The 22,763-nt window shown below is 72.0% G+C and carries 24 protein-coding genes; 8 read left to right on the forward strand and 16 right to left on the reverse strand.

All coding sequences use genetic code 11. The features are described 5' to 3' along the window. The 4 genes from Q0588_RS02345 to Q0588_RS02360 form a co-directional block, all read left to right on the forward strand. A partial coding sequence (locus Q0588_RS02345; protein ID WP_298743397.1) for a VOC family protein occupies positions 1–552 on the forward strand: 552 nt, incomplete at its 5' end. A gap of 182 nt (positions 553–734) precedes the next feature. After that, positions 735–2,039, forward strand: a complete 1,305-nt coding sequence (hmgA, locus tag Q0588_RS02350; RefSeq protein ID WP_298743399.1) for a homogentisate 1,2-dioxygenase — start codon at positions 735–737, stop codon at positions 2,037–2,039. Beyond that, a complete protein-coding gene (locus Q0588_RS02355) occupies positions 2,036–2,398 on the forward strand; it encodes a hypothetical protein (RefSeq protein WP_298743401.1) in 363 nt (120 codons plus the stop codon). Before hmgA ends, Q0588_RS02355 begins: the two co-directional genes overlap by 4 nt. 36 nt (positions 2,399–2,434) lie before the next feature. Then, the gene (locus Q0588_RS02360) at positions 2,435–3,157 is read left to right on the forward strand and encodes a DUF1295 domain-containing protein (RefSeq protein ID WP_298743402.1); all 723 of its coding nucleotides are present in this window, start codon (positions 2,435–2,437) and stop codon (positions 3,155–3,157) included. Positions 3,158–3,210: 53 nt separating this feature from the next. On the opposite strand, the gene Q0588_RS02365 is transcribed toward Q0588_RS02360, so the two are convergent. The 13 genes from Q0588_RS02365 to Q0588_RS02425 form a co-directional block, all read right to left on the reverse strand. After that, positions 3,211–3,489: a hypothetical protein gene (locus Q0588_RS02365; protein WP_298743404.1), complete on the reverse strand. Its 279-nt coding sequence runs from the start codon at positions 3,487–3,489 to the stop codon at positions 3,211–3,213. 86 nt (positions 3,490–3,575) lie between these two features. Beyond that, positions 3,576–4,553 (reverse strand): glucokinase, encoded by a 978-nt coding sequence (gene glk, locus Q0588_RS02370; protein WP_298743406.1) that lies wholly within the window; start codon positions 4,551–4,553, stop codon positions 3,576–3,578. 73 nt (positions 4,554–4,626) lie between these two features. Beyond that, complete coding sequence (gene edd / locus Q0588_RS02375) at positions 4,627–6,516, reverse strand: phosphogluconate dehydratase (RefSeq protein WP_298743408.1); 1,890 nt, start codon at positions 6,514–6,516, stop codon at positions 4,627–4,629. Further along, positions 6,516–7,223, reverse strand: coding sequence for a 6-phosphogluconolactonase (gene pgl / locus Q0588_RS02380; protein ID WP_298743410.1), 708 nt, complete (start codon positions 7,221–7,223; stop codon positions 6,516–6,518). Before pgl ends, edd begins: the two co-directional genes overlap by 1 nt. After that, the gene (zwf, locus tag Q0588_RS02385) at positions 7,216–8,673 is read right to left on the reverse strand and encodes a glucose-6-phosphate dehydrogenase (protein ID WP_298743412.1); all 1,458 of its coding nucleotides are present in this window, start codon (positions 8,671–8,673) and stop codon (positions 7,216–7,218) included. The genes pgl and zwf overlap by 8 nt, the downstream gene beginning before the upstream one ends. Positions 8,674–8,688: 15 nt before the next feature. Further along, positions 8,689–9,327, reverse strand: a complete 639-nt coding sequence (gene hisIE, locus Q0588_RS02390; RefSeq protein ID WP_298743414.1) for a bifunctional phosphoribosyl-AMP cyclohydrolase/phosphoribosyl-ATP diphosphatase HisIE — start codon at positions 9,325–9,327, stop codon at positions 8,689–8,691. A gap of 221 nt (positions 9,328–9,548) precedes the next feature. Next, the gene (gene hisF / locus Q0588_RS02395; RefSeq protein ID WP_298743416.1) at positions 9,549–10,316 is read right to left on the reverse strand and encodes an imidazole glycerol phosphate synthase subunit HisF; all 768 of its coding nucleotides are present in this window, start codon (positions 10,314–10,316) and stop codon (positions 9,549–9,551) included. Beyond that, entirely contained in the window at positions 10,313–11,047 is a 735-nt protein-coding gene (hisA, locus tag Q0588_RS02400; protein ID WP_298743418.1) for a 1-(5-phosphoribosyl)-5-[(5-phosphoribosylamino)methylideneamino]imidazole-4-carboxamide isomerase, read from the reverse strand. The genes hisF and hisA overlap by 4 nt, the downstream gene beginning before the upstream one ends. Before the next feature lie 52 nt (positions 11,048–11,099). Further along, positions 11,100–11,702, reverse strand: a complete 603-nt coding sequence (hisH, locus tag Q0588_RS02405) for an imidazole glycerol phosphate synthase subunit HisH (RefSeq protein WP_298743420.1) — start codon at positions 11,700–11,702, stop codon at positions 11,100–11,102. Next, positions 11,699–13,141 carry an imidazoleglycerol-phosphate dehydratase HisB gene (gene hisB, locus Q0588_RS02410; protein ID WP_298743422.1) on the reverse strand — a complete coding sequence of 481 codons (1,443 nt, stop codon included), beginning with the start codon at positions 13,139–13,141 and terminating at the stop codon, positions 11,699–11,701. The genes hisH and hisB overlap by 4 nt, the downstream gene beginning before the upstream one ends. Next, positions 13,138–14,445, reverse strand: a complete 1,308-nt coding sequence (hisD, locus tag Q0588_RS02415; RefSeq protein ID WP_298743424.1) for a histidinol dehydrogenase — start codon at positions 14,443–14,445, stop codon at positions 13,138–13,140. The genes hisB and hisD overlap by 4 nt, the downstream gene beginning before the upstream one ends. After that, a complete protein-coding gene (hisG, locus tag Q0588_RS02420; protein ID WP_298743426.1) occupies positions 14,445–15,326 on the reverse strand; it encodes an ATP phosphoribosyltransferase in 882 nt (293 codons plus the stop codon). Before hisG ends, hisD begins: the two co-directional genes overlap by 1 nt. Then, entirely contained in the window at positions 15,323–15,646 is a 324-nt protein-coding gene (locus Q0588_RS02425) for a YerC/YecD family TrpR-related protein (RefSeq protein ID WP_298743428.1), read from the reverse strand. The genes hisG and Q0588_RS02425 overlap by 4 nt, the downstream gene beginning before the upstream one ends. Positions 15,647–15,800: 154 nt before the next feature. Between Q0588_RS02425 and Q0588_RS02430 the strand changes: the two genes are divergently transcribed. Then, positions 15,801–17,009 (forward strand): FAD-dependent oxidoreductase, encoded by a 1,209-nt coding sequence (locus Q0588_RS02430; RefSeq protein ID WP_298743430.1) that lies wholly within the window; start codon positions 15,801–15,803, stop codon positions 17,007–17,009. A 319-nt stretch (positions 17,010–17,328) separates the two neighbouring features. On the opposite strand, the gene Q0588_RS02435 is transcribed toward Q0588_RS02430, so the two are convergent. After that, the gene (locus Q0588_RS02435; RefSeq protein ID WP_298743432.1) at positions 17,329–18,633 is read right to left on the reverse strand and encodes a UDP-glucose/GDP-mannose dehydrogenase family protein; all 1,305 of its coding nucleotides are present in this window, start codon (positions 18,631–18,633) and stop codon (positions 17,329–17,331) included. Positions 18,634–18,742: 109 nt separating this feature from the next. Further along, positions 18,743–19,741 carry an NAD-dependent epimerase/dehydratase family protein gene (locus Q0588_RS02440; protein WP_298743434.1) on the reverse strand — a complete coding sequence of 333 codons (999 nt, stop codon included), beginning with the start codon at positions 19,739–19,741 and terminating at the stop codon, positions 18,743–18,745. Between the two features lie 201 nt (positions 19,742–19,942). Here Q0588_RS02440 and Q0588_RS02445 point away from each other — a divergent pair, with 201 nt between their 5' ends. After that, positions 19,943–20,512, forward strand: coding sequence for a helix-turn-helix domain-containing protein (locus Q0588_RS02445; RefSeq protein WP_298743436.1), 570 nt, complete (start codon positions 19,943–19,945; stop codon positions 20,510–20,512). 124 nt (positions 20,513–20,636) lie between these two features. Here Q0588_RS02445 and Q0588_RS02450 read toward each other — a convergent pair whose 3' ends face one another. Continuing rightward, positions 20,637–21,098, reverse strand: coding sequence for a PaaI family thioesterase (locus Q0588_RS02450; RefSeq protein WP_298743438.1), 462 nt, complete (start codon positions 21,096–21,098; stop codon positions 20,637–20,639). A 50-nt stretch (positions 21,099–21,148) separates the two neighbouring features. On the opposite strand from Q0588_RS02450, the gene Q0588_RS02455 reads away from it, so the two are divergent. Together Q0588_RS02455 and Q0588_RS02460 are read left to right on the forward strand one after the other, a co-directional pair. Continuing rightward, complete coding sequence (locus tag Q0588_RS02455; RefSeq protein WP_298743440.1) at positions 21,149–21,469, forward strand: DUF3253 domain-containing protein; 321 nt, start codon at positions 21,149–21,151, stop codon at positions 21,467–21,469. A 316-nt stretch (positions 21,470–21,785) separates the two neighbouring features. After that, positions 21,786–22,679 (forward strand): alpha/beta fold hydrolase, encoded by an 894-nt coding sequence (locus Q0588_RS02460; protein ID WP_298743443.1) that lies wholly within the window; start codon positions 21,786–21,788, stop codon positions 22,677–22,679. The last annotated feature ends 84 nt before the right edge of the window (positions 22,680–22,763 follow it).

The raw sequence follows: 22,763 nt of genomic DNA on the forward strand, positions 1-22,763 counted from the left end.
GACACGTGGGCGCAGTTCTACGAGAAGCTCTTCAACTTTCGCGAGATCCGCTACTTCGACATCCAGGGAAAGAAGACGGGGCTCACCTCGCGCGCGCTCACCAGCCCGTGCGGCAAGATCCGCATCCCCATCAACGAGCCCTCGGACCAGAAGTCGCAGATCCAGGAATACCTCGACGCCTACCACGGCGAGGGCATCCAGCACATCGCGCTTTCCTCCGGGGACATCTTCGCGACGGTGGAGATGCTGCGCGCGAAGCAGGTGCGCTTCCTCGATACGCCCGACAGCTATTACGAGCGCGTCGGCGAGCGCGTGCCCAACCACGGCGAGGACCTCGAGCGCATGAAGGCGAACCGCATCCTGCTCGACGGCGAGGGCGTGGACAAGGACCACCACGAGGACAAGCTGCTGCAGATCTTCACCGAGACCGTCATCGGGCCGATCTTCTTCGAGATCATCCAGCGCAAGGGCAACGAGGGATTCGGCGAGGGCAACTTCCGCGCGCTCTTCGAATCCATCGAGGCCGACCAGATTGCGCGTGGAGTCGTGTAGCGAGTGATGCGGGAGAAAGCCTTGGAAACGCAGATGAACGCCGATGAGGCGCAGATGGACGTACCCCATAAGGTGCGTAATGTTCGTGCCCACCGAGATTTGTTCGCCATCACACCATTGATCTGGTTTACGTTTATCTGCGCTGCATCTGCGTTCATCTGCGTTCCCCGCCCTTTGCTTCCATGAACGACCGTGCTTCCGCCAACGCGCTGAAGTACCTCTCCGGTTTCGGGGCGCACCTCGAGAGCGAGGCGGTGGCGGGCGCCCTGCCGGTCGGGCGCAACTCGCCGCAGAAGGCGCCTTTCGGCCTCTACGCGGAGCAGCTGTCGGGATCGGCCTTCACCATGCCGCGGGCGCAGAACCTGCGCTCGTGGCTCTATCGGCTGCGGCCCTCGGCGATGCATCCCGCGTTCGCGCGCATCGACGACGGCGCGTGGCGCACGGCGCCGTGCCGCGAGGTGGAGTGCCCGCCCAATCGCCTGCGCTGGGCGCCGCTGCCCGCGCCGGCAAAGCCCACGGACTTCATCGCCGGGTGGGTGACGCTCGCCACCGGCGGCGACGCGCGCGCGCAGCACGGCGCCGGCGTGCACCTCTATTGCGCCAACCGCTCCATGGAGCGCGTCTTCCACGATGCCGACGGCGAGCTGCTGCTGGTGCCGCAGGAAGGGCGGATCACGCTCGCCACCGAGTTCGGGCGTCTCGAAGTGGCGCCGGGCGAGGTCGGTGTGGTGCCGCGCGGCATCCGCTTCCGCGTGGAGATCGAGGGCGCGATCGCGCGCGGCTACGCGTGCGAGAACTACGGAGCGCCGTTCCGCCTGCCCGAGCTGGGGCCGATCGGTTCCAACGGGCTCGCCAGCCCGCGCGATTTCCTGGCACCCGTGGCGGCGTACGAGGACGTGGATCGCCCAACGGAGCTGGTCACCCGCTTCGGCGGCCGGCTCTGGAGCGCCGCGCTCGACCATTCGCCGCTGGACGTCGTCGCCTGGCACGGCAACTACTGGCCGTACAAGTACGACCTCGCGCGCTTCAACACCATCAACACGGTGAGCTTCGACCACCCCGACCCGTCGATCTTCACGGTGCTCACGTCGGCCTCCGATACGCCGGGCATGGCGAACGTGGACTTCGTGATCTTCCCGCCGCGCTGGATGGTGGCCGAGGACACCTTCCGGCCGCCGTGGTTCCACAGGAATGTGATGAGCGAATTCATGGGGCTGGTGCACGGCGAATACGACGCCAAGGCGGGCGGCTTCGCGCCGGGCGGGGCGTCGCTGCACAATTGCATGAGCGGGCACGGGCCGGACCAGGCCAGCTACGACAAGGCGGTGGCGGCGGAGCTGAAGCCGGTGAAGATCGAGAACACCCTGGCCTTCATGTTCGAGACGCGGGCGCCGATCCGCACCACGGAATGGGCGCGAACCTCGCCGACCATGCAGCTGGACTACGACGACGTCTGGACCGGGTTCGAGAAGGGACGGGTGCGATGAGGCGGACATTCGCGGCGGCCGCGGTTCTGGCGCTGGCGGCCTGCCAGCCGGCGCCCGCCGATCCGGAGGGCGGGCCGGACGAGCCGGGGTCGCCCGCGGCCCAGGCCGCGCCGGTCGCGGACACGCCTGCCCCGGTGCGCGACGTCGACACGACGGATGTGCCGCCGCCTGTCCGGATTCCGGAGAGAGCCCAGCCGGCTCGCCCGGGGCAGGAGGCGGTCGCCGCGGAGCCGCCGGCCCCGGTGCGCGATGTCGACACGACGGATGTGCCGCCGCCTGTGCGCGTGCCCGAGCACGCCGAGACGGCCGCCTGCGCGGCCCGGGACGGCAGGGCCGGCGCCACCCTCTGCGTCGACTGAGCCGATGCGGCCGGCGACCGACGGCGGCTCCGCCCCATGAACCTGGCCGAGACCGCCGCCCTGCTGGGCCTGAACCTGACCCTGGTGCTGGCGGCGATGGCCGGGCTGTGGGCGCTGTCGGGGCGGCGGGAGGCGGTCGGCTTCCTCGACGCCGCCTGGCCGCTGGGCGTGGCGGCGCTGGCGGGGGTGAGCTTTCTCCTCACCGACGGCGATCCGGTCCGCAGGGGGCTGCTGCTCTGGCTGGTGACGCTCTGGGCGGTCCCGCAGGCGTGGCGGCGCCTGTCGACGACGGCCCGCACCGCCGCCGACAGGCGCTACGAAGCCGTGGCCGGGGCCCTGGCCGACCGCCGGGGATGGAGCCGGAGCCGGGTCCGGCTGCTGCTGTTCTTCCTGCCCCAGGGGGCGCTCGCCTGGCTGACGGCCCTGCCGGTGCAGCTGGGCCAGGTGGACTTCCTGCCGGCGGTCGGCCGGCTCGGCTGGACCGGTGCGGTGCTGGCCGTGGCGGGCATCGCCCTCGAGGGGGTGGGGAGCCTGAAGGCGGCCCCGGCCGTGGGCTCCGCGGTCCCGGCCGGGCCCGTGCGCCGCTGGCTGCGCCGGCCGGACTATCTGGGCGACCTGGCGGTGGCGTGGGGGCTGTTCCTGATCGCCGCCGAGACCGGGGCGGGCCGGGCCTCCGTGCTGGGGCCGCTGTTCCTGACCTGGGCCCTCGCGCACTGGACGGCGACGGAAAACCCCCGCCGCGGGCGCGACGGGGGCTGACCGTTCGAAGGGTTCAGCCGGAGGTCATGAGCCCCCGAACGGACTTCCAGGTCTTAGTAGGCCGGAGCTTTGTCCTGCCCCGGGTTCGCCGCCGACGGCGAGGTGTTCGGGGTGTTTTCGGTGGTCATGCCACCGTCGGCGTTGCCGGCTTGCTGCTCGATCCTGTCGGCTTCCGCGTTGAGGGCGGTCTCCTGGGCCTCGGTCGGAGCGGCCGCGGCCTGCTCTTCCAGGGCGTCCGCCTGCTGTTCGGCGGCGTTGTCGGCCGGGCTGTTGCAGGCGGCGAGGCCGGCCAGGGCGACGGTGGCGACGGAGGCGATGATCAGTTTACGCATGGTGGGTTCCTTCCACAGTGGAGCCCGGATAATGCGCCGCTTCGGATTTGGTTCACGCCCGCGTGACCGATCTGTGAGACCCCGGTCTAGCCCGCCTCGGCGAAGGCCACCCGGGCGGCCCCGAGCAGGGCGGCGTGCTTGTGCAGGATGACCTGGGTGGAGATGGCCTTCATATAGTCCATGAAGCGGCCCTTGCGCTCGAAACGCTCGCGGAACGGGCTGGCCTGGAGGAAGGGCAGGATGCGCGGGGCGATGCCGCCGGCGATATAGACCCCGCCGCGCGCCCCGGTGGTCAGGGCGATGTCGCCGGCCACCGCGCCGAGGATGGCGCAGAAGCGGGCGAGGGTGGCGCCGCAGGGGCTGCGCGGCTCGGCCAGGGCCTCCCGGGTGATCTGGGCGGGGTCCTCGATATGGGTCTCCCGGCCGTCGATCTCGGCCAGGGCCCGGTGCATGTTGAGCAGGCCGGGGCCGCAGATCAGCCGCTCGATCGAGACCCGGTCGTAGCGGCGCCGCAGGATGCGCAGGATTTCGTCCTCGATCGCATCGCCGGGCGCGAAGCAGGCGTGGCCGCCCTCGGACGGCATGGCCAGTTCACGGCCGCGGGCGTCCCGGACCAGGGCGGAGACGCCGAAGCCGGTGCCGGGGCCGAGCACCGCGATGGTGGAGTGGGGATCGCCCTGTTCCGGCCCGCCCAGCGAGGCCAGCTCGGCCTGAGGCACGACCGGCGCGCCCCAGGCGAGGGCCTCGAAGTCGTTGATCAGCCGCGCCGGCTCCAGGCCGAGCGTGCCGAGCTCCGCCTCGGAGACCCGCCACGGCGAGTTGGTCAGGTCGATGGCGCCGTCGGTGACCGGGCCGGCCACGGCGATGACGCCCGAGGTCGGCTTGACCTCGCAGCCGTCGATGAAGGCCTTGACCCCGCCGAGGAAGGTCGGGTGGTCGGCGCCCTTGAAGCTCTCATGATGCTCGAGCACCGGCTTGCCGTTGATCATGCGGGCGATGGCGAAGCGGGCGTTGGTGCCGCCGACGTCGCCGACGAGCAGGGTCCTGTCCGAGGCGATGTTCATGGGGTTCCTTCCCTGTGGGTCGCCGCGCGTCCCCGCCTGCGCGGGGATGACGGATTGCGGGTTTGGGGGAGCGTCATGCGTCGACCGCGCGGTCGACCAGGTTGGGATCGGGCTGGCGGTCGCTCCAGGCCGAGCCGCCGACCGGGCCGGAGAAACAGATCGAGGCGCCTTCCTCGGCGGTCGAGACGGCATGGCGGAAGGCGCCGAACAGTTCGCGGCCGTAGCCCCAGGCCGAGCCGCCGGCGTGCTCTTCCGAACGGCTGGCGGGGGGGCGGGCCGACAGGTCGACGCCGACCGTGGCGAGCACCCCCGCCTCCGGATCCAGCCGGATCAGGTCCCCGTCGCGGACGCGGGACAGCATCCCGCCGGCCAGGGCCTCGGGCGAGACATGGATGGCCGCCGGGGTCTTGCCCGAGGCTCCGGACATCCGGCCGTCGGTGACGAAGGCGACCTTGAAGCCCTTGTCCTGGAGCACGCCGAGCGCCGGCGACAGGCTGTGCAGCTCGGGCATGCCGTTGGCCTTCGGGCCCTGGAAGCGCAGGACGACGACGACGTCGCGGTCGAGCCTGCCGTCCCGGAAGGCCTGCAGGGCCTCCTCCTGGGTCTCGAACACGGCGGCCGGGGCCTCGACGACGCGGTTCTCCGGCTTGACCGCCGACACCTTGATCACGGCCCGGCCGAGGTCGCCCTGGACCAGCCGCAGACCGCCCTCGCGGTCGAACGGATCGGAGGCCGGCCGGAGAATGTCCGTGTCCAGACTTTCCGTGACCCCGGCGCGCCAGACCAGCTCGCCATCGACCAGCGACGGCTCCTGGAAATAGTGGTGGATGCCGGGGCCCATGACGGTCCGGACGTCGGCGTGGATGTTTCCGGCCCCGGCCAGTTCGCGGGCCACGAAGGCGACGCCGCCGGCGGCCTGGAAGGCGTTCACGTCGGCCGAGCCGTTGGGATAGACCCGGGCCAGCAGGGGGGTGACCGAGCTGAGCTGGTCCATGTCGGTCCAGTCGATCCGCACCCCGGCGGCGCGGGCCATGGCGACCAGATGGATGGCGTGGTTGGTCGAGCCGCCGGTGGCCAGCAGGGCGACGATCATGTTGACGATCGACTTCTCGTCGATGACGTCGGCCATGCGGCCCTCGCCCGCGCGGGCCAGTTCGACGGCGCGCTTGGCCGCCGCCGCCGTCAGGGCGTCGCGCAGTCCGGTCTCGGGGTGGACGAAGGCGGTCGAGGGCAGGTGCAGCCCGGCCAGCTCCATCATCATCTGGTTGGAGTTGGCGGTGCCGTAGAAGGTGCAGGTGCCGGGCGAGTGGTAGGAGCCGATCTCGCTCTCCAGCAGGGTCTTCCGGTCGACCTTGTTCTGGGCGTAGAGGCCGCGGACGCGGGCCTTCTCGGCGTTGGGAATGCCGCTGGGCATGGGGCCGGCGGGGGCGAAGATCACCGGCAGGTGGCCGAAGGCCAGCGAACCCATGAACAGGCCGGGCACGATCTTGTCGCAGACGCCGAGGGCGACGACCGCGTCGAAGGCGTCGTGGGTCAGGGCCACGCCGGTCGACATGGCGATGAGGTCGCGGCTGAACAGCGACAGCTCCATGCCGGGGCGGCCCTGGGTGACGCCGTCGCACATGGCGGGCACGCCGCCGGCGACCTGGGCCGTGGCGCCCGCCGCGCGCGCCGCCTCGCGGATCACGGCCGGGAAGCGCTCGAACGGCTGGTGGGCCGAGAGCATGTCGTTGTAGGCGGTGACGACGCCGAGGTTGGGCTGCCGGCCGCCCATGGCGGTGAGCTTGTCGGCGACGGTCTGGCCGGCGAAGGCGTGGGCCCAGTTGGCGCAGCTGAGCTTGGCGCGGGCGACGCCCTTGTCGCGGGCGGCGTCCATGCGGCGCAGGTAGCCGGCGCGGGTTTCGCGGGAGCGCTCGACGATGCGGGCGGTGACCTCGGCGACGACGGGGTTGAGGGTTGGCATCACGCAGCCTCCGTCCAGACGACTTCGAACGGGACCTTGTGGGCGACGAGGGCGGCGATCGGCTGGACGGCGGGATCGCCGGCGGCCTCGCGCTCGAACACCGCGCGCTTGGCGGCGCCGGTGATGGCCAGGACGACGCGGCGGGCGCCGATCAGATACGGGAGGTTGATCGACAGGCGTTCGAGGCTGGGCGGCCTGCCGTCCCGGCCGGCGGGGACGCCGAGGACGGTGGGCGGCAGGGCCGGCGACAGCAGGGTCTTCAGGGTCGGACTGTTCGGGAACATGGAGCAGATATGGCCATCCTCCCCCATGCCGAGAAGGACCGCGTCGAGACGCCCGCCCTCTGCGGCGAGGGCGTGGGCGGCGAGGGCGGCGGCGCGGTCGACCGTCACGGCCGGCGAATAGAGCGGCACGAAGCGGGCGGCGGCGGCGGGGCCGGTCAGCAGGGTGCGCTTGATCAGGGCGGCGTTGGACTCGGGCGAACTTTCCGGGATGTAGCGCTCGTCGACGAGGGTGACGACGACCTTCGACCAGTCCAGCGGCGCGGCGCTCAGGCGGGCGTAGACGGGCGAGGGCGTCGAACCGCCGGCGCCGGCGAAGACCGCCTTGCCGGTTTCCGCGAGGGCGTCGGACAGGGCGCCGGCGAGGCGGACGGCGCAGGCCTCGGCCCAGGCGGCGCCGTCGGGGAGGGTCTCGATCTCAGCCATGCCCGGAATTCCATTCCCGCCCGGTGCGCGACAGCAGCAGGTCGGCGGCCTCGGGGCCCCAGGTTCCGGCGGCGTAGTCGTGCGGCTTGAAGGCCGCGCCCTCCCAGGCCTCGGAGACCTCGTCGACCCATCTCCAGGCCTGCTCGGCCTCGTCGCGGCGGACGAACAGGGTGGAGTCGCCGGCGAGGGCGTCCAGCAGCAGGCGTTCATAGGCGATGCGGCGCCGGGGCGGCCGGGCGGCCTTGTCGTTCTGGCCCCAGGACAGGCTCATGCGGATCGGCTGCAGCCGCATGCGCTGGTCGAGCCCCGGCCTCTTGTTCATCACCGAGAGGGAAATGTCCTCCTCGGGCTGAAGCTCGATGACCAGGCGGTTGGCCTCGATGGCGCCGGGCTCGCCGTGGAAGATCGAATGCGGCACCGGCTTGAACTGGATGACGATCTCGGTGCGCTTCTCGGGCAGGCGCTTGCCGGTGCGCATGAAGAAGGGCACGCCGGCCCAGCGCCAGTTGTCGATGTCGGCGCGGACGGCGACGAAGGTCTCGGTGTCGGACGGGGCGCCGCATTCCTCGTCATAGCCGGCGACGGCCTCGCCCTCGACGGTTCCGGCGACGTACTGGCCGCGCACGGTGACCCGCCCGGCCTCCTCGGGGATGATCGGACGCAGCGAGCGCAGCACCTTGACCTTCTCGTTGCGCACCGAGTCCGGGTCGAGGTCGCTCGGCGGCTCCATGGCCACGAGGCAGAGCAGCTGGAGCATGTGGTTCTGGAGCATGTCGCGCAATGCTCCGTATTCGTCATAATACGGCCAACGGTCGCCGACGCCTATGGTCTCGCCGACCGTGATCTGGACGTGGTCGATGCTGAGGTTGTTCCACAGCGGCTCGAAGATGGTGTTGCCGAAGCGCAGGGCGATCAGGTTCTGGACCGTCTCCTTGCCGAGATAGTGGTCGATGCGGAACACCTGATGTTCGGAGAAGGCGTCGGCGACGGCGTCGTCGATCTGGCGGAAGCTGTCGAGGTCGCGGCCGACCGGCTTCTCCAGCACCACGCGGTCCTCGGCCTCGGCCAGGCCGGCGGCGCGCATGGCGGTGACGATGCGGGCGTACAGCGACGGCGAGACGGCGAGGAAGGAGGTGCAGGCGCCGTCGCCGACCTTGTCCTTGAGCGGCTTCAGGCTTTCGGCGGAGGTGGCGTCGACGGCCAGATAGTCGAGGCGGCTCGTCATGCGGGTCCAGGCCGCCTCGGACCAGGCCTCGTCGGCGCGGGCCTTGGTCTCGACCGCCTCGCGCACCTTGGCGACGTAGGCCTCGCGGCTTTCCTCGGAGCGGGCCGCGCCGATGATCTTCAGGCCGTCCGGCAGCAGGCCGTCGTGCTCGAGGAAATAGAGCGAGGGCAGCAGCATCCTCATGGCGAGGTCGCCGCCGCCGCCGAACAGCACCAGGGCCGCCATGCGCTCTCCTCAGGTTCAGGTCCCAGATTGACCGGGGGTTTGTCTGGCCGCTTCCGCCCGTCGCGCCAAGACGTCGAGGACGTCCTGAAACACCATGTGACGGGCGCGCAGCAGCACCAGCAGATGATAGACCAAATCCGCGGCCTCGGAGGCGAGTTCCGAATCCGGCCCGGCGGCGCCGGCGAGGGCGGTCTCGACCCCCTCCTCGCCGACCTTCTGGGCGGCCCGCCTGGGCCCCTCGGCGAGCAGGCGGGCGGTCCAGCTTTCGGACGGGTCGGCGGCGGCGCGGGCGGCGATGGTCTGCTCCAGCCGGGCGAGGCGGCCGAGGCCCGGCGCGTCCGCGTCGCCGAAACAGCTGACGCGGCCCAGGTGGCAGGCGTTGCCGACGGGCCGGACCTTGAGCACCAGGGCGTCGGCGTCGCAGTCGGGCGTGATCGAGACGACGGACAGCCGGTCGCCCGAGGTCTCGCCCTTGCGCCAGCGCCCGCCGCGCGACCGCGAGAAGAAGGTGGCCTCGCCGGAGGCGAGGGTCTCGTCGAGGGCGGCGCGGTCCATCCAGGCCAGGGTCAGCACCTGCAGGGTGGCGGCGTCCTGGACGACGACGGGGATCAGGCCGCCGGCCTTGGCGAAGTCCAGTCGTTCAGGATCGAGCATTCTCGCCTCCGCTCATCCCGGCGCAAGCCGGGCATCATTTCCGCCCGGCCCGACGGCCGGTCGGTTCATCACGAAGGACACGAAGAAGGCGCGAAGAACACGACGGGGCCGGCTCCTGGCTCCACTCCCGTTGCGCCCTTTGTGGTCCTTTGTGATGAACCAAACCGCGGTCAGACCGGGGATTTCGGTTTGGCGCTTCGCGCCGGGCTTCGGGTCGGGCGTCACAGCCTCACCTCCACGCCCGCCTGATCGAGGAAGGTCTTGAGCTCGCCGATGCCGACCGATCCGGTATGAAACACGCTGGCGGCGAGGGCGCCGGAGACGTCGGCCTGCTGGAACACGTCGCGGAAATGGGCGGCCTCGCCGGCGCCGCCGGAGGCGACCAGCGGGATGGTCAGGCGGCTGCGGGCGGCGGCCAGCTGGGCGAGGTCGTAGCCGCGGCGGACGCCGTCCTCGTCCATGCAGTTGAGCACGATCTCGCCGGCCCCGAGGGCCTGGGCCTCGACGATCCAGTCGAGGGTGCGGCGGCCGGCCCCGCGGCTGGCGGCGGGGTCGCCGGTGTACTGGTGGACGAACCAGTCGTCGCCGGCGCGCCTGGAGTCGACGCCGACGACCACGCACTGGGCCCCGAAGCGGCCGGCCATTTCGGCGATCAGCTCCGGGCGTTCGAGGGCCGGGGAGTTGATCGAGACCTTGTCGGCGCCGTGGTCGAGGCAGCGGCCGGCCTGTTCGACCGAGCGGATGCCGCCGGCGACGCTGAACGGGATGTCGAGCAGCCGGGCGATGTCGCGCACCCAGCCGTAGTCGAGGGTGCGACCCTCCGGCGAGGCGGTGATGTCGTAGAAGACCAGCTCGTCGGCGCCCTCGTCGCGGTAGCGGGCGGCGAGGTCGGCGGCGTCGCCCATGTCGACATGGCCCTCGAAGCGGACGCCCTTGACCACCCGGCCGTCGCGGACGTCGAGGCAGGGGATGATGCGGCGCGCGGTCACGGGCGGGCGGCCTCCAGCGCCTGTTCGAGGGTGAAGCGGCCCTCGTAGAGGGCGCGGCCGACGATCGCGCCCGAGGCGCCGGCCGCGCGGGCGCCGGTCAGGTCGGAAAGGTCGGCGACGCCGCCCGAGGCCTGCAGCCAGAGGTCGGGCCGGCGCTGGTGGATCTCGGCCAGCAGGTCGAGATTGGGCCCGGTCAGGGCGCCGTCGCGGCCCACGTCGGTGACCAGCAGGTGTCTCGCCGATCCCGGGGGGTAGCGGTCGAGGGCGGCCCACAGGTCGATCGTCGCGGCCTCGGTCCAGCCCTTGAGCGCGGGGATGTAGCGGTCGCCGTCGGCCTTGACGTCGATGGCCAGGGTGATGCGCTCCGGACCGAAGGTCTCGAGCCAGCCGGAGACCGACGCCGGGTCGGAGACCGCCAGCGAACCGACGACGACGCGGCTGACCCCGGCCTCGAGCAGGCGCCGGACGTCGTCGGCCGAACGCACGCCGCCGCCGGACTGGATGCGGATGTCGACGGCCGCGGCCAGCCGGCCGATCAGGTCGTGCTGGACGGCCCGGCCCGCCTCGGCCCCGTCGAGGTCGACGATGTGGGCCCAGGCCGCCCCGGCGGCGGCGAAGGCGGCCAGCCGGGCGGCGGGGTCGTCGTCATAGCGGGTCACGGCGTCGAACCGGCCGTGCATCAGCCGCACGCAGACGCCGCCCCTGAGGTCGATGGCCGGATAGACGATCATGCCGTCCCCCGGTCCCGGCCGCGCCGCGCCGGAGGATGACGATGACGGAGGGTCATGGTTCGATCTCCAGGAAGTTGCGCAGGATGCGGGCGCCGGCGGCGGCCGAGCGCTCGGGATGGAATTGGCAGCCCCAGCGGTTGGCGCTGCGGACCACGGCCGGGACCGGGCCGCCGTAGTCGGCGCGGGCGAGGGTGGCGGCGCCGTCGGGACAGGCGTAGCTGTGCACGAAATAGGCCCAGGCGCCGTCCTCCAGACCCTCGAGCAGGGGGTCGGGACGGGTGAGCGACAGCCGCGACCAGCCCATGTGCGGGACCGGCCGGCCGGGGCCGGGCTCGAGGCGGCGGACGGTTCCGGGAAGGAGGCCGAGCATGTCGACGCCCTGGCCCTCCTCGCTGGCCTCGAACAGCAGCTGCTGGCCGAGGCAGACGCCGAGCAGGGGGCGGGAGAAGGCGCGGATCGGCTCGACCAGGCCGAGCCCGGACAGGCGGGCCATGGCGTAGCCGGCGGCGCCGACGCCGGGCAGGATCAGGCGCTCGGCCTCGGCGATCCCGGCCGGATCGTCGGTCAGGCGGACGGTCGCGCCCAGCCGCTCCAGGGCGAACCGGACCGAGGCGACATTGCCGGCCCCGTAGGCGAGGACGGTGACGGCGGTCACAACACCCCCTTGGTGCTGGGGACGGCGTCGCCCTCGACCCGGATGGCCTGGCGCAGGGCGCGGCCGAAGGCCTTGTAGACGGCCTCGGTCTTGTGGTGGTCGTCGTCGCCGGTCACCGAGACGTGGATGGCCGCGCCGAGGTGCTCGGCCAGCGAGCGGAACACATGGGCGGTCAGGTCGGTGCGGTAGTCGCCGATGAAGGGGCTGCTGAAGGTCCCCTCGAACACCGGGAAGGGGCGGCCGGACAGGTCGATGGAGACGGAGGCGTTGGCCTCGTCCATCGGCAGGACGAAGCCGTAGCGGGCGACGCCGCGCCGTTCGCCAAGGGCCTGTTTCAGGGCCTGGCCGAGGGCGATGGCCGAGTCCTCGACGGTGTGGTGCGGGTCGGTGTGCAGGTCGCCTTCGCACGACAGCCGCAGCGAGAAGCCGCCGTGGGCCGCCACCTGCTCCAGCATGTGGTCGAAGAAGCCGACGCCGGTGGTGATGGAGACCGGCCCCGGGGCGTCGAGGTCGACGGCGCAGACGATACGGGTCTCCCTGGTGTCCCGGACGGCCTCGCCGGTGCGGTGCGGCCGGGCTGGAGCGGGGGCGAGGTCGAGGGCGGCGAGCAGGCGGTCGTTGGCCTCCGAACGGGCGGAGATCGGCAGGCGCAGACGCTCGCCGGCCCGTTCCGCCGGAACGCCGTAGCGGGCGAGGGCGGCGAGGACGGCGTCGGGACGGGGGGGGCGGGTCACGACGACCGGGCCGAAGCCGGGCTCGACGACCATGTCCCGCGACAGGGCCGCGGCCACCCGCTCGCGCTCGGCGCGGACGACGGCGATCCGCCGGCGGGTCTCCATCATGCGCGAAGGGTCCAGCGCCTGGAGGGCCAGTCGGACCGAGACTTCCGGCAGGGCCCAGGGCTCGAGGACCGAAGCCAGGCGGGCGAGGGTCTTCGGCTGGGCGAGGGCGGCGCCGACGCGGGCTCCGGCGAGGCCGTAGGCCAGCGACAGGCTGCGCAGAACCACCAGATTGGGGTGAGCGTCGATGACGCTGACGGCGGAGGGTGTGTCCGCGAACTCAGCCAGGCCCTCGTCGATGACGAGGAGGGCGGGGGCGACGCGGAAGGCCGTCTCGGCCGCCGCCTCGGGCGAACCGAGGGCGCGGACGATGACGACGGCGGGCGCGGCGCCGGGAGCCGGGCGGGCATAGAGGCCGGCCAGCGTGTTGCAGGGCTCGGTGTCGGGAGCCTGCACCGTCAGTCCATCGCGGGCGGCGAGGCGGAAAACCAGCTCCAGCCCGTGGGTCGCGCCGCGCACCGGCAACACCCGGTCGGCCGGGACGCCGTAGACCTCGGCCATGCGGGCGGCGAGGGCGCGGGGCTCGGCCGGATAGCGGTCGAGGCCGTCGCCGCCGGAGACCAGCGGGGCGAACGGGGCGGGAAGGGCGCCGAGGGTCATCCTCCGCTCCTCAGATCCGCGGCCCTCGCGTGGGCTTCGAGCCCCTCCATCCGGGCCAGGCTCGCCGCCACCGGGGCGAGGGCGCGGGCCCCCGCCTCGCTGACCGACTGGACCGACATCGAGGTCATGAAGCTGGCGGTGGTGACGCCGCCCAGGGTGCGGGCGGCGCCGTCGGTGGGCAGGACGTGGCTGGGGCCGGCCGCGTAGTCGCCGAGGGTCTCGGCGGCGAAGGCCCCGACGAAGACCGCGCCGGCGGCGGTGATGCGGCCGACGAGGGCCTCGGCGTCGACGGTCTGCAGGGCGAGGTGTTCGGGACCGTAGAGATTGGCGACGTCGCAGGCCTCGGCCATGTCGCGGACGCGGATGGCGCGGCCCTCGGCGAGGGAGCGGCGGGCCAGGTCGGCGCGGGGCAGGGTCTGGAGCTGGCGCCCGACCTCGGCCAGGATGGCGTCGATGCCGGCGCGGCTGTCGGAGACGAGGATGACCTGGGCGTCGGCGTCGTGCTCGGCCTGGCTGAGCAGGTCGGCGGCGGCGATCCCGGGGTCGGTGTCGCGGTCGGCGATGACCATCAGCTCCGAGGGCCCGGCGGGCATGTCGACGGCCGGGCCGCCGGCCAGGGCGGCGGCCTGTTTCTTGGCCTCGGCGACGAAGGCGTTGCCGGGGCCGAACAGCTTGTCGACCGGCTCGATGGCGCCGTCGTCGAGGACGGCGCCGAAGGTCAGGGCGGCGACGGCCTGGGCCCCGCCGATCAGCCACAGGGCGTCCAGCCCGGCCTCGCCGGCGGCGTAGATCATGGCCGGGTGAACGCCGCCGTCCTTCGCCGGCGGGGTGACCACGACGCGTTCGCCCACTCCGGCCACGGCGGCGGGGATGGCCTGCATCAGCAGGGAGGAGAACAGCGGGGCGGTGCCGCCGGGGACGTAGAGGCCGGCCGCGCGGATCGGCCGCCACACCAGGCGGGAGCGGACGCCGGCCGTGGTCTCGATCCACGGCGAATCCTCCGGCCGGGTGGCCTCGTGAAAGACCCGGACATTGTCGGCGGCGATGCGCAGGGCCCGGGTGGCCGTCGGCGGCAGGGCGTCGCGGGCGGCGGCGACCACCTGCGCGGTGATGGCGATGCGGCGCGGCGCGAAGCCGTCGAGCTTCAGGCTCCAGTCGGCGACGGCGGCGCCGCCCCGGGCCCGCACGTCGTCGAGAATCTCGCGCACGACGTCGCCGACCCGCGCCTCGGCGCGGCGCGCCGGACGGGCCACGGCCTCGCGGCGGCCGGCCGCGTCGAGGGAACTCCAGTCGATCCGGCGCATCACATCATCTTCTCGATCGGCAGGACGAGGATGGCCGAGGCGCCGGCGGCCTTGAGCTTCTCCAGCGTCTCCCAGAACACCGCCTCCTGGCAGACGGCGTGGACGGCGACGGCGTCGTCGCGCCCGGACAGCGGCATGACCGTCGGCGAGCCGGCCCCGGGGAGGATGGCGGTGATCCGGTCCAGGGCCGAACGCGGGGCGTTGAGCATCACATATTTGGCGCCCTGGGACGAGACCACGCCGGCCATCCGGTCGACGACGCTGTCGAGCAGGGGCCGCAGCGACGGCTCGGCCGCGACAGGCGAGCGGATCAGCACCGCCTGGCTGTCGAGCACCGTGTCGTGCGGCCCCAGGCCGTTGGCCTCGAGCGTGGCGCCGGTCGAGACCAGGTCGCAGATGGCGGCGGCCAGCCTGAGCCGCGGCGCGACCTCGACGGCGCCGCGCATGGTGACGATCTCGGCCCGGACGTTCCGCTCGTCCAGCCAGCGGCGCAGGACGGTCGGGTAGGAGGTGGCGATGCGCAGCCCCTCCAGCGAGGCGGGGCCGTCGTAGGCCAGGGTCGGGGGCGCGGCGATCTTCAGCGTGCAGCGGCCGAAGCCCAGCGGCATGACCACCTCGGCCCGGGGGCCGCCGTTGCGGGCCTCCTCCAGCACGTTCTCGCCGACGATGCCCAGATCGCAGACGCCGTCGGCGACGAAGGTCGGGATGTCGTCGTCGCGCACGCGCAGCAGGTCGATCGGATAGTTCTCGACCCGGTAGAGCAGGTCGTTGTTCCCCTTGACCACGCGCAGGCCGGCGTCGCGGACGAGGTCGAGGCTGCGGTCGGCCAGGCGGCCGGATTTCTGGACGGCGATGCGCAGCCGGCCCTGGACGGTGCTCATGATTTCACCCGGTCTTTCAGTCGGTCCAGCACCAGGCGGTAGCCCTGATGCGGCATTTCCCTGAGGAAGCGGGCGACCCGCACGACCGTGGTCGGGCTGGCCTGGGCCTCGGCGGCGATCTCGCGGTACGACCGCCCGCCGGCGTCGAGCAGGCGGGCCACCTCCCAGCGCTCGGCGAAGGCGCGGACCTCGGCCGGGGTGCACAGGTCGGCGAGGAAGGCGTCGACCTCGTCGCGCGTCTTCAGCGACAGCAGGGCGTCATAGAGGGCGAGACGGCTGCGGGCCGTGGCGGCGGCGTTGCGGGGCAGGGCGTCGATCATGTTCGTTCCAATATGATGTAACAGTGGAACGGTCAAGAGGGGGCGAGGGGCGAGGGTCGAGGGTCGAGGGTCGAGGAAGAAGGACGAACGAGGTCGGCCATGTCTGTCCCGCTCGCCCCTCGACCCTCGACCCTCGCCCCTCTATCAGCATCCCATGACCAAGGTTCTGATCATCGGCGCGGGCCATGCGGGCGGCACGGCGGCGGCCTTGCTGCGCCAGTACGGGCATGAGGGGCCGATCGTGCTGGCCGGCGAGGAGCCGGCGCCGCCGTACCAGCGGCCGCCGCTGTCCAAGGCCTGGCTGAAGGGCGAGGCCGACCTGGAGGCGCTGCTGCTGCGCCCGGAAGCCTTTTACGCCGACCACGGCATCGAGCTGCGGCTGGGCGTGACGGCGACGGCGATCGATGCGGCGGCGAAGACCGTGAGCTTCGCCGACGGAACGGTCGAGCCGTACGACGCCCTGATCCTGGCCACCGGGTCGACGGCGCGGAAGCTGACCATACCGGGGGCGGACCGGCCGGAGCTGCTGGAGCTGCGGACGCTGGCCGACGCCGAGCGGCTGAAGGCGGCCCTGGGGCCGGGCCGGCGGCTGGCGGTGGTCGGCGGCGGCTATGTCGGGCTGGAGGCGGCGGCCTCGGCGCGGGCGCTGGGGGCCGGGGCGGTGGTCCTCGAGCGGATGGACCGGGTGCTGGCGCGGGTGGCGTCGCCGACCCTGTCGGACTTCTTCACCGCCCGCCACCGGGCCCATGGGGTCGAGGTGCTGACCTCGACCGAGGCGGCCGCCTTCGAGGACGCCGGGGTGCGGCTGGCCGACGGAGCGCTGGTCGAGGCCGATGCGGTGCTGGTCGGGGTCGGGGCCCAGGCCCGCGATCAGCTGGCCCGGGCGGCGGGACTGGCCCTCGGCGACGGGGTGACGGTCGATGCGACGGCGCGGACCTCGGATCCGGCCATCTGGGCGATCGGCGACGTCAGCTTCCGGCCGGTCCCGGTCCACGAGGGGCGGATGCAGCGGCTGGAAAGCGTGCCCAATGCGCTGGAACAGGCGAAACAGGCGGCTGCGGCCATCGCCGGCCGGCCGGCGCCCGCGCCCGAGGTCCCGTGGTTCTGGTCGGACCAGTACGACGTCAAGCTGCAGATCGCCGGCCTGGCCGGCGGGGCCGACCGCCAGGTGCTGCGCGGAGACACCGCGGCGGGGGCCTTCGCGGTCTTCCATCTGGCCGGCGACCGCATCGTCTGCGTCGAGGCGGTCAACGCCCCGGCCGAGTTCATGGCCGGCCGCCAGATGATCGGCCGGGCCGCCGCCGTGGACGCCGCACGCCTGGCCGATCCGGCGGTCACGATGAAGGCCGTGGCGGCCGGGTGAGTCCGGCTGGGCCGCGCCTTTGATGCCCGCCCGCCGTCGCCCGGCCGGCGGCCGACGGGAACAGCGCGGGCAGGTACGCGAGCGGACTGCGCATCCCCGGCGTCGAGCGCATCGGGATGAAGCGCGCGTCAACCGCCGGTCCGCCGGAACCGGCTCCCGGCCCGGGGCTCCGCGGCTCAATGCGACAGGCGGAGGGCGATGGCCCTCAGGCTGAGGCGGACTCGCTTCGCGATTCCGCCGATGCCGTGAATCGGGCTCCAGTCTAAGGCTGGAGCGAAGATCCGGGTTTGGACGCGATCGCGTCCAAACCGATTTCGCTCTAGGCGCGCCCGATCGAGGCGTAGCGGAAGCCGCGGGCCCGCATGTCCTCGGGCCGGTAGATGTTGCGCAGATCGACCATCACCGGCTGGCGCAGCAGCCGCTTGACCCGGTCCAGATCCAGCGCCCGGAACTGGTCCCACTCGGTCAGGATGACGACCACGTCGGCGCCCTCGACGGCCTCGTAGGGCCCGTCCCTGAACGTCACGCCGGAAAGCAGGCGGGCGGCCTCGGCCATCCCCTCCGGGTCGAAGGCCTGCACCGTGGCGCCCAGGGCGATCAGGGCGGGGGCCACGTCCAGAGAGGGGGCGTCGCGCATGTCGTCGGTGTTGGGCTTGAAGGTCAGGCCCAGCAGGGCGACGGTCTTGCCCGCCAGGTCCCCGTCCAGGGCCGCCGAAACCCGTCCGGCCATGGCCTTCTTGCGCGCGTCATTGACCTCGACCGTGGTCTCGATCAGCCGCACCGGCGAACCCGCGTCGATCGCGGTGCGCACCAGGGCCAGGGTGTCCTTGGGGAAGCAGGAGCCGCCGTAGCCCGGCCCGGCGTGCAGGAATTTGGAGCCGATCCGCTTGTCCAGGCCGATGCCGCGGGCGACCTGCTGCACGTCGGCGCCGACCTTTTCGCACAGGTCGGCCATCTCGTTGATGAAGGTGATCTTCATCGCCAGGAAGGCGTTGGCGGCGTATTTGATCAGTTCCGAGGTGCGCCGGCCGGTGAACAGGATCGGCGTCTCGTTCAGGTTCAGCGGGCGGTAAAGCTCGCGCATCACCGCCCGGGCGCGCTCGTCCTCGGCCCCGACCACGATCCGGTCCGGGCGCTTGAAATCCTCGATGGCCGCGCCCTCGCGCAGGAACTCCGGATTGGACACCACGGCGAAGTCGGCGTCGGGCCGCCGGGCGCGGATGATGGCCTCGATCTCGTCGCCGGTTCCCACGGGGACCGTCGACTTGGTGACGATCACCGTGAAGCCCTCGATCAGGTCGGCGATCTCCTCGGCGGCGGCGTGGACATAGGACAGGTCGGCATGGCCGTCGCCGCGCCGCGAGGGGGTGCCGACGGCGATGAACACCGCATCGGCGGCGCGGATGGCCCCGGCCCCGTCCAGCGCGAAGCTCAGCCGGCCGTCGTGCACATTGGCGGCGACCAGGTCGTCCAGGCCGGGCTCGAAGATCGGAATTTCGCCCCGCTCCAGCCGCTCGATCTTGGACGGGTCCTTGTCGACGCAGGTCACCTCATGGCCGAAGTCGGCGAAACAGGCCCCTGACACCAGGCCCACATAGCCGGTTCCGATCATCGCCACGCGCATGGAAAGTCGTCCTTCGGTTCGATCGGGTGGGGATTAGCGAATGCGTCGGCGCTTGGCCAGCGGGGACATGCGGGCGGATGAGACCAGGATCGAGACCCGGCCCTCCCGCTCAGGCGCCGTAGTGTTCCCGATACCAGGCGACGAAGGCGGGCACCCCTACGGAGATGGGCGTCGACGGCTTGTAGCCGGTCAGGGCCTCCAGCAGGTCGGCCGAGGCGAAGGTGGCCCGCACGTCGCCGTCCTGCATGGGAAGAAAAGTCTTCTTCGCCTCACGGCCCAGCGCCCTCTCCAGTTCCCCGATATAGTCCATAAGATTGCTCGGCGCGCCGCCGCCGACGTTGACGAGCCGGAACGGCGCCACCGGCGACAGGGTGTCGCCTTCGACCGGCCGGGTTCCCGGGATCGTTCCGGCCAACCGGACGATCCCCTCGACCAGATCGTCGACGAAGGTGAAATCGCGCGACATCTCGCCCTGGCCGTAAACCTCGATGGCCTCGTCGGCCATGATCGCCCTGGTGAATTTGAACAGCGCCATGTCCGGCCGGCCCCAGGGGCCATAGACGGTGAAGAAGCGGAAGAAGGTCGTCGGCACGCCGAACAGGTGACTGTAGCTGTGCCCCATCAGTTCGGTGGCGCCCTTGGTGGCGGCGTAGAGGGTCAGCGGATGGACCGCCCTGTCCGTCTCTCGGAAGGGCATTTCGGTATTGGCCCCGTAGGCGGAACTGGTCGAGGCGGCGAGCAGGTGCTGCGGCTGAAACCGCCGGGCCGCCTCCAGCACGTTGAAGGTGCCGACGAGGTTGGCCGACACATAGGCCTCGGGATGGTCGATGCTGTAGCGAACGCCGGCCTGGGCGGCGAGGTGGATGACCATGTCCGGCGCCGCCGCTTCCCAGACCCGGTTCAGCTCGGCCTGATCCTCCAGCGAGAGGCGCTCGACCTTGAAGGCGTTGTGGTGGGTCTCGAGCACCGCGTTGCGGGCGTGCTTCAGGGCGACGTCGTAATAGTCGGAGAAATTGTCGACGCCGACCACCTGATGCCCCTCGGCCAGCAGCCTCCGGCACAGGTGAAAGCCGATGAAGCCGGCGCTGCCGGTGACGAGAAAGCGCATTGTGGTTTCCATGGATGGCGTGTCGACGGCCCGGTCTCGTCAAGCCCGGACCCCGGGCGCGGATCCGGCGGGCGGGTCGATGCCCGTCTAGCCGAGTGACGGGCGTTCGTCATCGTCCGATTTGCCGAAACCGCCCGGGTCATGCTTGTCGACGGGTGATGACAAGGTCATAACCGCCCGGGCCTTTTAGGAGCAGTCCGGTTGTTTCACCATGTCGCGCCCCGGCCGAGGAACGCCGGGGCGACCCGCGCCGCCATTCTCGCGGCCGCGCGCGAACGGTTCGCGCAAGAGAGCTACGACGACGTCGGCCTGCGCGACATCGCCGGCGACGTCGGCGTCGACGCCGCCCTGGTGTCGCGCTATTTCGGCTCCAAGGAAGACCTGTTCACCGCCGTCCTCGACAGCTGCGAGAACGGCGCGACGCTGATGGAGGGCGACCGTTCCAGCTTCGGCGAGCGGGTCGCCCGCGAGGCCATCGATGAGGCCCGCGGCGGGAGCCGGCTCAGGGGCCTGCTGATCCTGCTGCGCTCGGTCGGCTCGACCAGGGCCATGGAGCTGGTCCAGCGCACCGGCGCGGAGCGGTTTCTCAACCCGTTCGCCGACTGGGTCGGCGGCCCCGACGCCGCCGTCCGCGCCCGGCTGGCGGCCGCCCTGGTGATGGGCATGGCGGTCAGCCGCGAGATCACCGGCGGCTTCGCAATGACGCCCGGCGAGTGCGAGCGGATGCGCGACCGCATGGCCGCCCTCCTGCAGGACATCATCGACGGCTGAGGTCAGGGTCTAGGGGCTAGGGTCTAGGGGCTAGGGGCTAGGGGCTAGGGAGACTCTCCCCGTCGGTCTGACGCTCTGCGCGGGGTGAACTCTCAGCGGTCGCCCCCAACCTCTCACCTAGCCCCTAGCCCCTAGCCCCTAGCCCCTGGCCCCTGGCCCGCGGCGTGAATTTCCGGATCACGCCCGAGAAGGTCATCAGCATGCGCTCCCCGGCGTGGATCTGGCCGCGCACGAAGATCAGGCTCTTGCCGGCCCGCACCACCTCGCCGGTCGCCTCGACCAGTTCGCCGACATAGGCCCCGTCGATGAAGGTCGAATCCAGCGACACCGTCACCCCCGACGCCCCTTCCATCTCCTGATAGGCGGTCTGGAACAGGGCGATGTCGGCGAAGGTCATCAGGCAGCCGCCGTGCATCCGGTCGCCGGCGTTCATATGCTTGGGCTCGGCCCGGAAGGCGCAGCGCATCCGTCCGTCCGGATCCGGCCTGAAATAGAACGGCCCGACCACCTGGTCGAAGGTGCCGTGCAGGTCGTACATCCGCCAGCCGGCGAACTCGCCCTCCGTCACCGTGACCTTCTGAACCATCGCTCTCGCTCCGCCTTACTCTCGCTCTCGCAATGCAGCATATAGGCGCGATGAGCGACCCCGTCGAAACCGCCATCTTCGAAAAACTGGCGAAGGCCGATCCCAAGGGTGTCGGCGGCAAGAGCATTGAACCGGCCGATGTGGCCAAGGACCTGCAGCCTGAACAATGGCAGCGGATGCTGCCCAAGGTGCGGCGCTGCGCCCTTGCCCTGATGCGGCAGGGCCGGCTGACCATCACCAAGAAGGGCAAGGCGATCGACCCCGACGCCTTCAAGGGCGTCATTCGCCTGCGCCTGCCGACCGAGGCCGAAACCGCGGCGGCCCTGGCGGCCCAGCCGGCGGCTGTTGAGGACGATGGCGACTTCGCCTGACTGCCGTATCCTCGCCAGAGGGTTCGGGGCATTCTGGGCGGATGATGAAGGTCTCGCATCACCGTTCCTTCTCCCATTGGGAGAAGGTGGCGCGCAGCGCCGGATGAGGGTCGTCTGGTCCAGTCGGCGCAAGCCGCCGCTTGAGTCCCGGGTGGCGCCTCACCGACGGGCGGTCGCCCCTCACCCTTTCGCGCAAGACCGATCGCTACGCTCCCGGGCGCTCAAGCCCTCTCCCATCGGGAGAGGGAGCGCGGTTGTCGCCCTCGCCCTTACTTTTGTCCTCGCCGCCTGCGCCACGCCCGCCGTCCAGCCGCCGATGACGCCGCCGCCGGGCTTCGCCGGCCCGGCCCTGACGGCGGACCATCTGGTCATGGACGACGGGGCCCGCCTGCGGCTGGCGCGCTGGACCCCTCAGGGCGAGCCCTGGGCCGTCGTCGTCGCCCTGCACGGCATGAACGACAGCCGCGCTGCCTTCCGCCTGGCCGGGCCGTGGTGGGCCGAGCGCGGCATCGAGACCTGGGCCGTCGACCAGCGCGGCTTCGGCGAGTCGCCCGGGCGCGGCGTCTGGGCCGGCGAGGCCCGCATGGCCGAAGACCTGCGCACCGCCGTCGCCCTGGCCCGCGCCCGTCATCCCGACGCGACCATCGCCGTGGCCGGCGAGAGCATGGGCGGCGCCGTCGCCGTCGTCGCCTTCGCCTCGGACCGCCCGCCCGACGCCGACCGGCTCATCCTGCTGGCCCCCGCCGTCTGGGGCTGGTCCGCCCAGGGCCCGATCAACAGCGCCGGCCTGTGGCTCGCCGCCCGGACCATGGGCGACCGCGCCGTGGGCGTGCCGGAGTGGGCCGTGCGCGACCGCCCCGCCTCCGACAACCGGCTGGAGCTGTTCCGCAACTACCGCGATCCGAACAGCCTGATCACCACCCGTTTCGACGCCCTCTACGGCCTCGTCGACCTGATGGAGGACGCCTCGCGCCGCCTCGGCGACGTCCGGACCCCCACCCTGCTGCTGTACGGCGCCCACGACAACGTCATCCGCGAGGACGCCATGCGCGCCGCCCTCGACCGCGCCGGCGACCGCCCCGGCCTGCGCACCGCCTTCTACCCCGACGGCTGGCACCTCCTCAACCGCGACCTGCAGGCCGAGACCGTCTACCGCGACGTGGCGGCGTGGCTGCGCGATCCGGCCGCGCCCTTGCCGTCGGATAAGTAGGGACACACACCACTTTCGGCCCGGCGCTGGGCTGGAGTGACCCCCGGAACTGAGACAAGGAAAACAGGGACAGCTCTCGTGTAA

Source organism: uncultured Brevundimonas sp., assembly GCF_937870815.1.
Classification (GTDB): domain Bacteria; phylum Pseudomonadota; class Alphaproteobacteria; order Caulobacterales; family Caulobacteraceae; genus Brevundimonas.

Coding starts and splice junctions, on each gene's coding strand:
- hmgA (WP_298743399.1), top strand. CDS start 735: ATGAACGACCGTGCTTCCGCCAACGCGCTGAAGTACCTCTCCGGTTTC.
- Q0588_RS02355 (WP_298743401.1), top strand. CDS start 2,036: ATGAGGCGGACATTCGCGGCGGCCGCGGTTCTGGCGCTGGCGGCCTGC.
- Q0588_RS02360 (WP_298743402.1), top strand. CDS start 2,435: ATGAACCTGGCCGAGACCGCCGCCCTGCTGGGCCTGAACCTGACCCTG.
- Q0588_RS02365 (WP_298743404.1), bottom strand. CDS start 3,489: ATGCGTAAACTGATCATCGCCTCCGTCGCCACCGTCGCCCTGGCCGGC.
- glk (WP_298743406.1), bottom strand. CDS start 4,553: ATGAACATCGCCTCGGACAGGACCCTGCTCGTCGGCGACGTCGGCGGC.
- edd (WP_298743408.1), bottom strand. CDS start 6,516: ATGCCAACCCTCAACCCCGTCGTCGCCGAGGTCACCGCCCGCATCGTC.
- pgl (WP_298743410.1), bottom strand. CDS start 7,223: ATGGCTGAGATCGAGACCCTCCCCGACGGCGCCGCCTGGGCCGAGGCC.
- zwf (WP_298743412.1), bottom strand. CDS start 8,673: ATGGCGGCCCTGGTGCTGTTCGGCGGCGGCGGCGACCTCGCCATGAGG.
- hisIE (WP_298743414.1), bottom strand. CDS start 9,327: ATGCTCGATCCTGAACGACTGGACTTCGCCAAGGCCGGCGGCCTGATC.
- hisA (WP_298743418.1), bottom strand. CDS start 11,047: ATGATCGTCTATCCGGCCATCGACCTCAGGGGCGGCGTCTGCGTGCGG.
- hisB (WP_298743422.1), bottom strand. CDS start 13,141: ATGACCCTCGGCGCCCTTCCCGCCCCGTTCGCCCCGCTGGTCTCCGGC.
- hisD (WP_298743424.1), bottom strand. CDS start 14,445: ATGCGCCGGATCGACTGGAGTTCCCTCGACGCGGCCGGCCGCCGCGAG.
- hisG (WP_298743426.1), bottom strand. CDS start 15,326: ATGAGCACCGTCCAGGGCCGGCTGCGCATCGCCGTCCAGAAATCCGGC.
- Q0588_RS02425 (WP_298743428.1), bottom strand. CDS start 15,646: ATGATCGACGCCCTGCCCCGCAACGCCGCCGCCACGGCCCGCAGCCGT.
- Q0588_RS02430 (WP_298743430.1), top strand. CDS start 15,801: ATGACCAAGGTTCTGATCATCGGCGCGGGCCATGCGGGCGGCACGGCG.
- Q0588_RS02435 (WP_298743432.1), bottom strand. CDS start 18,633: ATGCGCGTGGCGATGATCGGAACCGGCTATGTGGGCCTGGTGTCAGGG.
- Q0588_RS02440 (WP_298743434.1), bottom strand. CDS start 19,741: ATGCGCTTTCTCGTCACCGGCAGCGCCGGCTTCATCGGCTTTCACCTG.
- Q0588_RS02450 (WP_298743438.1), bottom strand. CDS start 21,098: ATGGTTCAGAAGGTCACGGTGACGGAGGGCGAGTTCGCCGGCTGGCGG.
- Q0588_RS02455 (WP_298743440.1), top strand. CDS start 21,149: ATGAGCGACCCCGTCGAAACCGCCATCTTCGAAAAACTGGCGAAGGCC.
- Q0588_RS02460 (WP_298743443.1), top strand. CDS start 21,786: ATGACGCCGCCGCCGGGCTTCGCCGGCCCGGCCCTGACGGCGGACCAT.